Origin of the sequence: Chryseobacterium sp. KCF3-3 (genome assembly GCF_045865955.1) — a bacterium.
In the GTDB taxonomy this organism is placed as follows: Bacteria; Bacteroidota; Bacteroidia; order Flavobacteriales; family Weeksellaceae; genus Chryseobacterium.
Genome location: NZ_AP035792.1, coordinates 1,233,178 through 1,247,058 on the forward strand (window position 1 = coordinate 1,233,178; position 13,881 = coordinate 1,247,058).

14 protein-coding genes are annotated in these 13,881 nt (G+C 35.9%); 10 read left to right on the top strand and 4 right to left on the bottom strand.

Going from position 1 to position 13,881, the window contains the following annotated elements; all coding sequences use genetic code 11:
• The first annotated feature begins 126 nt into the window (after positions 1–126).
• The 5 genes from ACKTTZ_RS05540 to ACKTTZ_RS05560 all read left to right on the top strand — a co-directional run bounded on the left by ACKTTZ_RS05540 (position 127) and on the right by ACKTTZ_RS05560 (position 6,903).
• On the top strand, positions 127–3,474 hold the full coding sequence (locus ACKTTZ_RS05540; protein ID WP_253318230.1) for a methylmalonyl-CoA mutase family protein: 3,348 nt from the start codon (positions 127–129) through the stop codon (positions 3,472–3,474).
• Between the two features lie 164 nt (positions 3,475–3,638).
• Entirely contained in the window at positions 3,639–3,839 is a 201-nt protein-coding gene (locus ACKTTZ_RS05545) for a hypothetical protein (RefSeq protein WP_407847733.1), read from the top strand.
• Positions 3,840–3,918: 79 nt separating this feature from the next.
• Entirely contained in the window at positions 3,919–4,809 is an 891-nt protein-coding gene (locus tag ACKTTZ_RS05550; protein WP_407847735.1) for a hypothetical protein, read from the top strand.
• Positions 4,810–4,866: 57 nt separating this feature from the next.
• Positions 4,867–5,577, top strand: coding sequence for a diphthine--ammonia ligase (locus ACKTTZ_RS05555; protein ID WP_034692914.1), 711 nt, complete (start codon positions 4,867–4,869; stop codon positions 5,575–5,577).
• 213 nt (positions 5,578–5,790) lie between these two features.
• Positions 5,791–6,903 carry a serine hydrolase domain-containing protein gene (locus tag ACKTTZ_RS05560; RefSeq protein WP_407847737.1) on the top strand — a complete coding sequence of 371 codons (1,113 nt, stop codon included), beginning with the start codon at positions 5,791–5,793 and terminating at the stop codon, positions 6,901–6,903.
• A gap of 17 nt (positions 6,904–6,920) precedes the next feature.
• Here ACKTTZ_RS05560 and ACKTTZ_RS05565 read toward each other — a convergent pair whose 3' ends face one another.
• Together ACKTTZ_RS05565 and ACKTTZ_RS05570 are read right to left on the bottom strand one after the other, a co-directional pair.
• Positions 6,921–7,640: a hypothetical protein gene (locus ACKTTZ_RS05565; protein ID WP_156106386.1), complete on the bottom strand. Its 720-nt coding sequence runs from the start codon at positions 7,638–7,640 to the stop codon at positions 6,921–6,923.
• Positions 7,637–7,960 (bottom strand): PadR family transcriptional regulator, encoded by a 324-nt coding sequence (locus ACKTTZ_RS05570; RefSeq protein WP_253318004.1) that lies wholly within the window; start codon positions 7,958–7,960, stop codon positions 7,637–7,639. The genes ACKTTZ_RS05565 and ACKTTZ_RS05570 overlap by 4 nt, the downstream gene beginning before the upstream one ends.
• A gap of 81 nt (positions 7,961–8,041) precedes the next feature.
• On the opposite strand from ACKTTZ_RS05570, the gene ACKTTZ_RS05575 reads away from it, so the two are divergent.
• Entirely contained in the window at positions 8,042–8,566 is a 525-nt protein-coding gene (locus ACKTTZ_RS05575; protein WP_253318005.1) for a 2'-5' RNA ligase family protein, read from the top strand.
• A 30-nt stretch (positions 8,567–8,596) separates the two neighbouring features.
• Here ACKTTZ_RS05575 and ACKTTZ_RS05580 read toward each other — a convergent pair whose 3' ends face one another.
• Positions 8,597–9,955, bottom strand: a complete 1,359-nt coding sequence (locus ACKTTZ_RS05580; RefSeq protein ID WP_034692907.1) for a peptidase M64 domain-containing protein — start codon at positions 9,953–9,955, stop codon at positions 8,597–8,599.
• Between the two features lie 2 nt (positions 9,956–9,957).
• Positions 9,958–10,443, bottom strand: coding sequence for a hypothetical protein (locus tag ACKTTZ_RS05585; RefSeq protein ID WP_407847740.1), 486 nt, complete (start codon positions 10,441–10,443; stop codon positions 9,958–9,960).
• Between the two features lie 100 nt (positions 10,444–10,543).
• Between ACKTTZ_RS05585 and ruvC the strand changes: the two genes are divergently transcribed.
• The 4 genes from ruvC to ACKTTZ_RS05605 all read left to right on the top strand — a co-directional run bounded on the left by ruvC (position 10,544) and on the right by ACKTTZ_RS05605 (position 13,779).
• Positions 10,544–11,098, top strand: a complete 555-nt coding sequence (ruvC, locus tag ACKTTZ_RS05590) for a crossover junction endodeoxyribonuclease RuvC (RefSeq protein ID WP_034692903.1) — start codon at positions 10,544–10,546, stop codon at positions 11,096–11,098.
• A 154-nt stretch (positions 11,099–11,252) separates the two neighbouring features.
• The gene (locus ACKTTZ_RS05595; RefSeq protein ID WP_034692901.1) at positions 11,253–12,323 is read left to right on the top strand and encodes a DUF4407 domain-containing protein; all 1,071 of its coding nucleotides are present in this window, start codon (positions 11,253–11,255) and stop codon (positions 12,321–12,323) included.
• Positions 12,324–12,496: 173 nt separating this feature from the next.
• Entirely contained in the window at positions 12,497–13,090 is a 594-nt protein-coding gene (locus tag ACKTTZ_RS05600; RefSeq protein ID WP_081906390.1) for a phage tail protein, read from the top strand.
• Between the two features lie 5 nt (positions 13,091–13,095).
• The gene (locus ACKTTZ_RS05605) at positions 13,096–13,779 is read left to right on the top strand and encodes a T9SS type A sorting domain-containing protein (RefSeq protein WP_034692900.1); all 684 of its coding nucleotides are present in this window, start codon (positions 13,096–13,098) and stop codon (positions 13,777–13,779) included.
• Positions 13,780–13,881: the final 102 nt, after the last annotated feature.

Genomic DNA, 13,881 nt, shown 5'->3' on the forward strand with positions numbered 1-13,881 from the left:
CACAAAATTGGGGAGATACAATTAAATAACACGAAGTAACAAACTGAAAATCAAAAATATAAAATCAAACACTATGTTCTTTTTTTATTATTATATTTGGAAACTTAGAAACTTTCTAGAATTTTTATGGAAACCCAAAAATATACTCCAACCAACAAGGTAAGAATTGTAACTGCTGCCTCATTATTTGATGGGCATGATGCTGCAATCAATATTATGCGTCGTGTCATCCAGGGCACAGGATGCGAAGTGATCCACTTAGGACACGATAAATCAGCAGAAGAAGTTGTAAATACAGCAATCCAGGAAGATGCCAATGCTATTGCATTAACTTCATATCAGGGTGGTCACAACGAATATTTCAAATATATCTATGACCTGTTGAGAGAAAAAAATTCACCTCAGATCAAGATCTTTGGCGGCGGTGGCGGTGTAATTCTTCCGGAAGAAATCAAAGATTTGATGTCTTACGGAATCGACAGGATTTATTCTCCGGATGACGGCCGTGAGCTTGGTCTTCAGGGAATGATTGATGATCTGGTACACAGATCAGATTTTGCAACTGGAAAAGATGTTACTGCAAAAGATCTTGACGATATCAGCTTTGAAAACCCGTCAAGTATTGCACAGATTATCTCAGCCGTAGAAAACTTCTCCGAAGAAAAGCCTGAACTTGTACAAGCTATTGATGAAAAATCTAAAGATTTAACCATTCCTATTATTGGTATCACAGGTACCGGAGGAGCTGGTAAGTCTTCATTAACAGATGAGTTGGTTAGACGTTTCTTACGTTCCAATACAGATAAAAAAATTGCCATTATTTCCATCGACCCTTCGAAAAAGAAAACCGGAGGTGCTTTATTGGGAGACAGAATCCGTATGAATGCGATCAATGATCCAAGAGTTTATATGCGTTCAATGGCAACAAGAGAAAACAACGTTTCTGTTTCTCCGTTTATTCATTCTGCACTGAATGTATTGAAACTGGCTCATCCGGATGTTATTATCCTTGAAACTTCAGGAATCGGGCAGTCTGGTTCAGAAGTTTCTGATTTTGCAGATGTTTCTATGTATGTAATGACTCCTGAATATGGAGCTTCTACCCAGTTGGAAAAAATCGACATGCTAGACTATGCAGATCTTGTAGCATTGAACAAATCTGACAAACGTGGTGCATTGGATGCGCTTCAGGCGGTAAGAAAACAGTTCCAGAGAAACCACCTTCTATGGGAAAGTCCATTAGATGATATGCCGGTGTATGCAACTAAAGCTTCTCAGTTTAATGATCACGGAACAACAGAATTATACAACAGATTAGTTTCAAAAGTAAACGATAAATTCGCTGATTTAAATCTAAAAACTTTTGTAGAACAGGAAGTTACTGAAGAAGTAACGATTATTCCTCCGAAAAGAGTCCGTTATCTTTCTGAAATCGTTGAAAACAACAAACAATACGATATCAATATTGAAAAGCAGGCCGAACTGGCCAGAACAATGTATCATATTGAAGGTGTAAAAAATATTATCTCCAATGAAGTTTTAGAGACTGAATATCAAAAAGCAGAGAAAGAGCTTCAACAGGATAATATCGACTTCTTAAAAACATGGGACGATACGAAAAAAGCTTTCCATGCAGAGTTTTATTCTTATTTCGTAAGAGGAAAAGAAATTAAAGTTGAAACGTCTACAGAATCTTTATCTCATTTGAGAATTCCAAAAATTGCATTACCAAAATACAATGACTGGGGTGATCTGATCAAATGGAAAGGCCAGGAAAACCTTCCGGGAAGCTTCCCTTATACTGCAGGTATTTATCCGTTCAAAAGAACCGGTGAAGATCCTACAAGGATGTTTGCAGGAGAAGGAGGCCCTGAAAGAACCAACAGAAGATTCCATTATGTTTCTGCAGAAATGCCTGCAAAACGTTTATCTACAGCATTTGACTCTGTAACGCTATACGGTCAGGATCCTGCTTTACCACCAGATATTTATGGTAAAATCGGAAATGCGGGGGTTTCTATCGCAACACTGGATGATGCGAAGAAATTATACTCCGGATTTGATCTGGTGAATGCATTAACTTCGGTTTCAATGACAATCAACGGTCCTGCACCGATGCTACTGGCTTTCTTTATGAATGCTGCCATCGATCAGAATGTTGAAAAATATATCAAAGAAAACGGTTTAGAGTCTAAAGTAGAAGCTAAACTGAAAGAAAAATTTGATGATAAAGGGTTAGAAAGACCGAAATACAACGGTGAACTTCCTCCATCCAATAACGGTTTAGGACTACAGCTTTTAGGATTAACAGGTGATGAAGTAATCCCTGCTGATGTATATGCAGAAATTAAAGCTAAAACAATTGCTACGGTTCGTGGCACTGTTCAGGCTGACATCTTAAAAGAAGACCAGGCTCAGAATACTTGTATTTTCTCTACAGAATTTGCATTGAGATTAATGGGTGACGTTCAGGAATATTTCATCAGAGAAAAAGTAAGAAACTTCTACTCTGTTTCTATTTCAGGATACCATATTGCTGAAGCAGGAGCGAATCCGGTTTCCCAATTGGCATTCACACTGGCAAATGGTTTCACGTATGTGGAATATTACTTAAGCCGCGGAATGGATATCAATGATTTTGCACCGAACTTATCTTTCTTCTTCTCTAATGGTATCGACCCTGAATATTCAGTAATCGGACGTGTAGCAAGAAGAATCTGGGCAAAAGCTATGAAATTGAAATATGGAGCTGACGAAAGAAGCCAGATGTTGAAATACCACATCCAGACTTCAGGACGTTCTCTTCATGCTCAGGAAATTGATTTCAATGATATCAGAACGACTCTTCAGGCGCTTTATGCGATCTATGACAACTGTAACTCCCTACACACCAATGCTTATGACGAAGCGATTACAACGCCTACTGAGCAATCGGTAAGAAGAGCAATGGCGATTCAGTTGATCATCAACAAAGAATTAGGATTGGCTAAAAACGAAAATCCGCTTCAGGGATCATTCATCATTGAAGAATTAACGGATCTTGTAGAAGAAGCTGTATATACTGAATTCGACAGAATCACAGAAAGAGGTGGAGTTCTTGGAGCTATGGAAACCATGTATCAGCGTTCAAAAATCCAGGAAGAATCTATGCATTACGAATGGTTGAAGCATACCGGTGAATATCCGATCATCGGAGTAAATACTTTCTTAGGAAAAGATGGTTCCCCAACCGTTTTACCAGGAGAAGTTATCCGTTCTACAGAAGAGGAGAAACAAGCACAGATTGAATCTCTTCACAATTTCCAGCAAGCGAATGACAGCAGATCTGAAGAAGCTTTAAGACAACTTCAACATGCAGCCATTAACCAGCAAAACTTATTTGAAGTGATGATGGATGCTGTGAAATACTGTTCTTTAGGACAAATCACCAATGCTTTATTTGAAGTAGGCGGTAAGTACAGAAGAAATATGTAAGCTTATACAGCAAACATTTTTTATATAAAACCTCAAAGGATTTCTTTGAGGTTTTTATTTTTAATGTGAAAAAACGCTAATTTTTGATAAGCAGGTTGATAATATTTGTTAAAAATTAAAAATAAACTATACTGACCCTATATATTTGTCATCAAAAAATTCGAATGAAAACATGTATTAAAATTATTTCGGTGTTTGGTCTTTTTGTGGTATTAAGTTCTTGTAAAACTACTCCTGTGGAAAATGCTCACAAAAGCGATATGGTTAGAAATACTGAAGAATTACAAAAAAGAGACCAGGCAGAAAAAGATAGAGTTGATGTTACAAGCTCCCAAAACAACTACGGAAAACCCGTTTCAAAATAAGAAAATCGGCTTTGTAAATAAAAAAACTCCTGATGTATTCGGGAGTTTTTGTATTTTTAATCTAAACAAAACTGATATCATGGAAAAAGAATTTCGAATCAATGAGCCATGCCACGTTGGCAGAAAAAACATGCAGGATATTCCTGGCGGAAGTTTTTGTGATTTTTGCTCAAAGAAAGTCCATGATCTTACGCAGAAAACGGATGAAGAAATCAAAGTATTATTACAATCCAATGAATCTATTTGTGGAAGAATTCAGGCTGGCAGAATATCTTCACCCAGTAAAAAGCCAATCATCAGTTATAGTTTGTCCGATATTCCTTTGAATAAAATTGCCGGAGGAATTTTCCTCTCTGTACTATTCATGTCCAATATCGAGGCACAAAAAACAAAAATGGACACCCTCAAAAGATATGATAATTTGGATGGACTGATTGTCTATGCTGTCAAACCAGTAGATGAACCTCCTTACGGATCAAAAGGATATTATCCTAAAGGTAATATTACCAGGAATCTGAAAATTAAGCTTTTGGGAAATGAAAAAATCTTAACTCAAAATTATTTTATTACCATTCTTACTCCCACCCAAAAATTTAGTTCTGGCTATGAGAATTACCTAAACATTCCTTCTGATAATATAAAATTTAAAAGCATCTTTGTCATTGAAACTACGATAGGTCAGGATGATGAATGGAACAAAAATAAGTATTTCCTTTTTGTTGAAAGCAGACAGATTAAAGATGATTCCTCGGTAACTCTGGATTTGAATAAAGCAAAAGAATTGTATCCCAATCCTAAGAATAATGACTTTCTGTATTTTCTTGATGGTGTGTTGATCTCTAAGGAAGAATATGAAGAAAGTAAAAAGAAAAACAATATCCGGTCTTATTTTCTAACGGAAGCCTATGCGAAAGAACTCTTCGAAGAATATGATGTGGAAAACGGAGTGATCGTATCTTATCGACAATAGTATTTCATATCGTATTAACCATAAAATCTCCCTATTTTTGAGAGATTTTTATTTTAAATGAAACCAAAAGCTTTATTCAACTGGAGCAGCGGAAAAGATTCTGCCCTTGCTCTTTATAAAATACTACAGGAAGACCAGTACGAAGTCAGCACACTGCTTACCAGTATCAATCAGGAATTTCAAAGGATCTCTATGCATGGTGTTCATGTATCGCTTTTAGAAAAACAAGCCGAAAGCCTAGGAATTCCATTAACCAAAATGGAACTTCCCAAAGAACCATCCATGGAAGAATACCAACAGATCATGAGTAAGACAATGACTGAAATTAAGGCTCAGGGCATTACTCATTCAATTTTTGGCGATATCTTTCTTGAAGATCTGAGAAAATACAGGGAAGACCAATTAAACGCTATTGGTATGAATGCAGTATTTCCTCTTTGGAAACAAAATACCTCCAACCTCATCCATGAATTTTTAGATCTTGGTTTTAAAACTATCGTAACCTGTGTCAACGGATCCTACCTTGATCAAAGTTTTGCCGGACGAATTATTGATCAGCAATTCATTGACGATCTTCCTGAAAATGTAGATCCATGCGGAGAAAACGGAGAGTTTCATACTTTTACTTTTGATGGGCCTATTTTCAAAAATCCCGTTCAGTTTGAAATTGGGGAGACAGTAAAAAAAACATATCCTAAACCAAAAAATTCTGCTGAAGACGAAGATGGAGAATATGTTTTCTGGTTCAGTGATCTGGTATTAAAATAAGCCTGAGAATATTCTTTCACAGGCTTTTTCAATGTTCTATTTATTCCAGGAGTTATTTCATTCATAAGACTGAAATATTCCACAAAGATTGATTAAATCCACATTAAATTGTTCCGGAACCTCATCCTAGCACGCAATTTGCTTCCCTTACTGCTCTTTAGGATATTTTAGTATCTTTAAGAGTATCAATCATCATTAAAAAATACAACACCTGTGATCAAAAATTTAGTATTCCTTTCCCTTTTCTGTGCTTTGCTTTCATGCAGTACTACTGAAGCACCAAAAATGACGTATGTTGATAAAAAAGCAATTGTTGATTCTACCATCGCGGCTTTTCAGAAAACACTTTTAGAACAACAGATTGATTCTACCTTCAAGAAATACCATTTCAATGGAAGTATTGCTGTTTTTAAAGATTCTATACCTCTTTACAGAAGGGAAAACGGTTATTCAGATTTTAAAAGAAAAACTAAAATTGACAGCAATACCATTTTTGCAATTGGATCTGTAAGCAAACAGTTCACAGCTGTTTTGATCCTGCTTCAGATGGAACAGGGAAAACTGAATGTGACAGATAAAGCTTCAAAATACCTGAAAGAATTTCAGATCAAAGAATATGAAAATATTACAATTCATCAACTGTTAAACCATACTTCGGGATTGAATCTGATGGGTGGAAAACTGATGTTTAAGAGCGGTTCATATTTTTTCTATTCCAATGACGGATTTAATACTCTTGGAAAGATTGTGGAAAAAGTCACTGGGAAATCATATGATGAGAATGTATCGGAACTGTTCAAAAAAGCAGGAATGACCCATTCTTCAACAGGAAATATTTTCAAAGGAAATAATTTTGCCAGTGCTTATGTTGGAACACCTGCCAAATTCTCAGAAGTTCCCAATATGCCGAAAAGATTAGGTGGATCAGAAATTGGTACACCAGCTGGTGGAATATTATCTACGATTCAGGATCTTCATTCATGGAATAACGCTCTGTATGGTGGAAAAATTTTAAAACCGGAAACCCTTACATTATTCATGGCAAAAAGTTCAGAAAGACACCATGCTATTTTTGGAAAAATGGGTTATGCTTATGGAATTATGCTTAATATCGGGCAACCCAATTCTTATTTCCACAGCGGTTATATAAAAGGTTCTCCTTCCTTAAACATCTATTATCCGGACACCAAAACGTCTGTGATTATCCTGTCCAATATTGCAGATGAAGAAAGAGGAAAAGGAGTAATCTTCAGACCTCATATTGAAGTGAAAAAGATCACAGACCATCTTGAGAATACGCTTACACAGCTTAGAATAAAACAGTAGTTTTAATGGCAGCTTTTCTATGCTGGCTTCAGGAATTCCTGCATTTTTAGCAGGTTTTTTTTATGTTCAATAAAGTTAAGCACAGCAAAAGCAAGTGCAGTTTGCAATACAAAAGGAAGAATTAAAGTTATCAGAATTCCGACAACATCAGTATAGTTTTGTTGTCTGAAAAACTGGTAAGCATAATCCCCACTCTTCAATGCCACCTGAGTCATAGAAGAGGCACATACAACCATTAATCCAAGATTCTGCTGATACATGGTGTAAAGACATTTTCCTTTGTATTTAAAGTCTGCTTTTATATATTTCCAGATTTTATAATTAAAAATCCATATCAATATTGTTGTCAATACAAATGAACCATTGAGAAGTCTGAAAAATAATTTATACTCCTCCTGATTTCCTGCCATAAAAATTAATAACAGATTAATAACAAATGCCAGAACAGCTATCATCAAAGATTTTTTGAAAATACCTCTGTATTTTTCTCTGATAATTCTTTTGGCAATCAAAGGAATTTTTGTAGGATAAAACAAAAGGTAATTAACCATTTTAAACTCTCTGCTCCATGATTCTTTTACCCTCAAGAAAGCTTCCTCGAAACTGATATTTTCACTGCATTGAATATCCAGAATCTGACTGATCATATGATCTCTGATTTCTACCAAAATATCCAGAGACAGCTCTTGGGCTACCAGATAATCTGTAACTTTATTTTCCTGTGCTTCGGTCATCATATATTGAATATTGTCTGTAAGTTGACTAAATAACTTTTCATCTCAGTTTCTTGCTCTGCCTGTTGTTTTTTTCCTTTTTCAGTCAACAGATAATATTTCCTGTCTCTCCCATTAATCTTCTGAATTTCGGAAGTGATCATTCCATCGCTTTCTAATTTGTGTAGCAATGGATAGAGCGCACCTTCCGTCATTTCAAGTTCACCCAGAGTAAGTTCTTTGGCTCTTTGGGTAATCTGATAACCATACATCTTCACTTCTTTCGAAAGGAGCTTCAAAATAATATTCTGCAAAGTACCTTTATAGAGACTATTCTTTTTCATAAAATGATTTGTATACCTTGCAAACTTATGCATAATTTTCTTATGTATTAAAATTTAATTTAAAAACTTTTAATTTGTCATATGAAAAAAATGTACTTCATTGCCATTTATCCACCTCAGGAAATTATTGAAGAAATAAAAGTGTTTAAACAAGATCTGGCAACCAATTATGCCAATTCCAAGGCTTTGAAAAATGAAGCACATATTACACTTTTTCCTCCTTTTTCAAGAGAAATTGAACTGGAGGATGATATTCATATTGCTTTTCAGAAGATCAATACGGAAATCATACCTTTTGAAGTAGAGCTGGATGGTTTTGGAAGCTTTCCCAATCCTAAAAACCCTGTACTCTATATTCAGCCCAAAGAAAATACTCAATTAACAGAGCTTTATCATAGGGTAAAGGAGTATTTTAATTTTGCCCAATATTCTTTTCACCCGCATATGACTGTGGGATTCAGAGATCTGACCTGGGAAAATTATCTTAAAGCCTGGGAAAAATATGAAACCAAGGAATATAAAACTAAATTCATAGTTGATAGAATTCTCCTCCTCCGTCACGATGGACAATGGGTACCTGTAGCAGAGAAAAAACTGGAAAAATAAAACCGGCTGCTGGAGCCGGTTTCGTTTCATTTATTCTTTGATGATCTTCTGAGAAATAATCAGGTTTTTATTTTCTTTTACATTCAACAGATAAGTACCTGCCGGATAATTTTTAATATCAACCTTTATAGCAGAATCATTCAGTTCAAATCTGGATGGAATAAGCTTTCCTGAAGCATCATAAACTTCAATGTTTATATTTTTTGAAAAAGCCTGTTTCCCTTTAATGAAAAATTCTCCATTTGTTGGGTTCGGATAAATACTAAAACGTCTTTCTTCAGCTTTTACCTCCGAAATTTTAAGTGTAGTTTTGCTCAAAGTCCAGGAAACATTGGTAACATGGAGCGTACTGTGATTATCTACTTTCAAAAGTGGGTTGTTATCTACAACCGAAAGTGTCAGGGTATTATTTCCGTTGTTAAGTTGTCCCGGAGTGATAGTAATGCTACTTCCTGTTTCTCCAAGAGTCGTTCCGTTTAAACTCCAGGAATTAACCAGCGTATTCGGGATGGGAAGGATTTCATTGGCTGTGAAAGTAACATTGGATGTAGCATCCACCGTTGTATTATTAGCCGGAGTATAGGAATCCACAGGAGAAACCAAACTATGGATTCTTTCAATGATTGCCTCTTTACATACAGAACAGAACTGTTGATTAAGATATCTCATTTCGCAACTCTGATGCGGCCTGAACCATGTTGGGCTCTCAGCATGGGCATACACTCCTACTCCATTCAATCCTACCCAGTTTTTCCATTTTATCGTTGCCGGATTAGAATTCTGTGTTTTATTGGGTGATTCCAGCGAACCTGAAAACCAATATTCATCCGCTAATTTACCAAAAGAATGCCCCAGCTCATGCACCACAATTTCATTGGAAGAACCATTAAGTGAAGCAAAAGCATAAGTTCCTCCACAACCACCATATTCTGTAGAATTACCCAGCACGTAAGTAATGTCATAATCCGGGATATTGGCTGCCAGAACCTGTCCTACTTTATTGGTCGTATTACTGTAGATGCAACGGTGAACTCCTACATCAAAAGTAGATCCAAGATAGTTATTGGGGTTGGTAACAGGAATTACAGGCTCGGTAACGTCTGTTGCCGTTCCGGGATGCTTTACTCCGGATTCGGTAGAAATTACTTTTACGGCATAGGCATTAAAATAATTTTTATATTCCGTATAGGGACTTTTCGTAAAAAGGTAATTGACTGTATTCTGAGCCGATGTTGTAAAAGCAGTCTGCTGTGCGGAAGTAAATCCGTCTCCTAAAACTGCAATCACAACACGTTTACTGTTGTCTCCATTCTGTAAAAGAGGAATGGTCTCGAATGTCTGGGCAAAACAACTGCTTCCGATTAAAAGGGATAATAAAGTTTTTTTCATAATTATAGTTTTTGTGTGAATAATACCTGTACTCCATCCTCAGTGGCTTTTTCAATCTTTACTGACTGAACATTTTCAGAATAAGAAAACCTGGCACTGAATTCAGTATTTTGAAGAGAAGCTTTATGTCGGGAAATTCCTTCTTTTTCATATACCTCCAATTCAGGATTAAAAGGATCTTTCACAAGCTGTTTACCTACTTCTTTTCCATCAGCCCCTGTTAATGTAATCACAAGATCACCCTTACGAACGTCATCTCTTTCAAAAGAAGGTACATGTTTTAGTCTGCCGTCTGCAATTTTAGTACTCTGAAGCGTAATTTTGGCATTCCCTGACTGATCTTTATCCGCCTTGAAAAACAGATAAATAATCCGGTCGTTCTTTTTTGTCATCACCTCCGAAGGTTTACTTTTAGCTGCATTATTTTCCTTCTGAAAGCTACATAGCAGAAAAACAGGAACAATAAGCACATTAAATACGTTTTTCATAATCATTTTTGCTTAAAGTTACTAAAGTTTTAAATAAAAACGAAAATCATTACCAATACTTTTTTATCCTTAAAACATAGAAAGTCATATCTTTGAAGTAATGATTTCAGAGAAAATAATTTTAGGAATTGACCCGGGAACAACGGTAATGGGATTTGGTATTATCTCCGTAAAAAAAGGAAAAATGGAGATGGTCTCTATCCATGAACTGATCTTAAAAAAATATCCTAATCACGAAACTAAGCTTAAGTACATTTTTGAAAGAACCCTGTCTCTTATTGACGAGTTTCATCCTGATGAAGTAGCTCTTGAAGCTCCCTTCTACGGAAAAAATGTACAGAGTATGCTGAAACTTGGGCGTGCTCAGGGCGTTGCCATGGCTGCCAGTCTTTACAGAAACATCCCTATTACGGAATATTCTCCCAAAAAAATTAAAATGGCTATCACCGGAAATGGTAATGCCAGTAAGGAGCAGGTAGCAGGTATGCTTCAAAACCTTCTTAAATTAAAGGAATTCCCTACAAAATATTTAGATGCTTCCGATGGTCTTGCTGTAGCAGTATGTCATCATTTTAATTCAGGAACTATAGCAGATACTAAATCGTATTCCGGATGGGAAAGTTTTTTAAAGCAGAATCCGGATAGATTGAAATAATTTTTGCATTCTCTTTATAAGTTTTCAAAAAAATAAATTTTAACCTTCTTAAAAACAACATTTTAAGCAAATACGCACAATTACTTGGTAAAACATAATACTATCTTTTACATTGGTATGATTTTTAGTACTACCTTTGTATAAATTTTCAGTTATGAAAACAAACCAACAAACTATAAATCAAGGGACTCATAAAATAAACTGGTTCCAAAAGTTTCTGATGGTATGTTCAGGCGGGAACATCCATATTTTAAGAAAGACTCCGAGTGAATGGAATAAGTTTTCCGGCATTGGAGGTATTGTCCTTTTCACTGCAGTATTCGCCACTTTATCTGCAGGCTATGCTATGTATACAGTATTCGATAATATTTGGGCCTCTGTAGGATTTGGAATTCTGTGGGGATTAATGATTTTCAATCTTGACCGCTATATTGTTTCTTCCATCAAAAAAACAGGAACATGGTGGAATCAGATTCTGATGTCTATCCCACGTCTCATCCTTGCAACCTTTCTGGGAATTATCATTTCCAAACCTTTAGAACTTAAAATTTTTGAAAAAGAGGTGAACAAACAGCTGAATACCATTATTCAAAGAAATAAAAAGCAGCTACAGGGTGAAATGAACGGCAGGATTCTTCAACAAAGTGGTCCTTTTGAAACAGAAAAGCAGCAAATTTCAGGAAAAATTGCTCAGTACCAGCAATCCTATGACTCTGCTTCTGTAGAGCTTGAAAAAGAAATCCTGGGTAAACAATCGGGATTAACCAGCGGAAAAGAAGGTTATGGCCCAAATGCCAAACGTAAGCAACAACTGAAGGAGCAACGCAGACTGGATCTGGAAAACTACCAGAAGCAGGCAGCTCCCAGACTGGAATATCTGGATAAAGAGATATCCAAGGTATACACTAATCTGGAAACAGAAAGAAAATCTACAGAAACTTTCGAAGATAAGTTCAATGGTTTTGCAGCAAGACTTCAGGCATTGGATGAACTTGGTAAAAATTCGGCGATCATTGGACTTGCAGCCGCTTTTATCATGGGATTGTTTATCTGCCTTGAGATTTCTCCGGTTCTGGTAAAATTAATCTCTCACGTAGGACCCTATGATTATCTTTTAGAAAAAACAGAAAATGATTTCAGGTTGTATTCTAAAGAGAAAATTGAAAAAGGAAATGCTCTCACTGATTTCAGAATTGATGATTTTAAGGATAATCTGAAAAGTTAAAATAATAACGAAATACATCATCCGACCTTAAACATTAGAGAAAAAATCTATAATAAATAATTTTTCAATAAATAAAATCTAACCTTTCGTAATATATCGAAAGGTTTTTCTTTTAATCAAGTATTTTATGTAAAATATTTTTTAATTTTATATTACTTAAAATCCTTGCTATCATGAAAAACTTAATTTTTGCATGTACACTGCTGATAGGCAGTGCATTTGCTCCTGCTCTAAAAGCACAGGCATCAGAACCATTTTTAGGGCAAATAGCCTTTGTACCTTATAATTTTGCTCCAAAATACTGGGCAGAATGTAATGGGCAGCTTCTGCCCATCGCTCAAAACCAAGCACTTTTTTCATTGTTAGGAACCACTTATGGAGGAAATGGGACCACCACATTTGCTTTACCAGACATGAGAGGAAGAGTACTTGTTCATAACGGACAGGCTCCGGGAGGTCCTACTACTTATACCATGGGAGAAACCGGAGGAACCGAAAGTGTAACACTATTGATAACACAAATGCCGGCTCACAATCATACTGTAAATGCTGTAACAGCGGAAGGAAATCAAAGTACTCCAACAAATAATTTACCTGCTGACACAAAAGGTCTTGATAAAGAATATTCCGATACAGCTGCTAACACTGTAATGAAAAACACAATGGTAGGAAATACAGGAGGAAGCCAACCTCATGAAAACAGACCTCCGTTTATTACCTTGAAGTGTATTATTGCATTAGCCGGAGTTTTCCCATCACAAAATTAATAACTATGAAAATTCTTTACTTATTATGTCTGATGGCAGGAAGCACAGCTTTTGCACAGACTATAACTTTTAAAGGATGCATTAATCTGTTTGATGATCAAACTTTTATTTTTAATAAAACCGGGGTTGACACCAATAACAAAAGCATCTATGTAACGACTCCTGTTGACGGAGAGCCATGCAGTGGTCTGGGAACCTGCGAATTTAGAATACAATGGAATAATACTCTTACAAGATGGGAATTTCTTGCTGATGAGGGATATGGTACATTTACAAACCCTAAACTTGTTTATTACAATTCAACAGGCAATAATTCAGTTTCTTTTCCTCCTGGTAACAGTATTGGAACTTGGGTTGAAAACACAGCATTTACAACCGGGCTATGTAATGGAAATCTTACTGCAGGAAATTCTACCATGACTGGTGATGTGCAAACCACTACGCTAGGGACTTCGGAGCTTACGAAAAATAGGATTCAGATCTTCCCTAATCCTGTGACTGATTTCATCAGTATTAAAGGTATCGACGACGGAATGTCAATCCAGATTTATACTATTGACGGACGTCTTGTAAAGTCAGAAATGTTTGATTCTAAGATTGATGTTTCTCAACTTGTTCCCGGAGGATATGTACTGAAAATAAATACCAGAAATTTTCAGACGCATCAATTTAAATTTGTGAAAAAATAAATACTTAAAAAAGAATAAATGATTAAAGCTTTCGAAATTTTCGGAGGCTTTTTTTGAATCCAATTTTAACATAGAATAAAAAATGTCCCCATGGAAATGAGG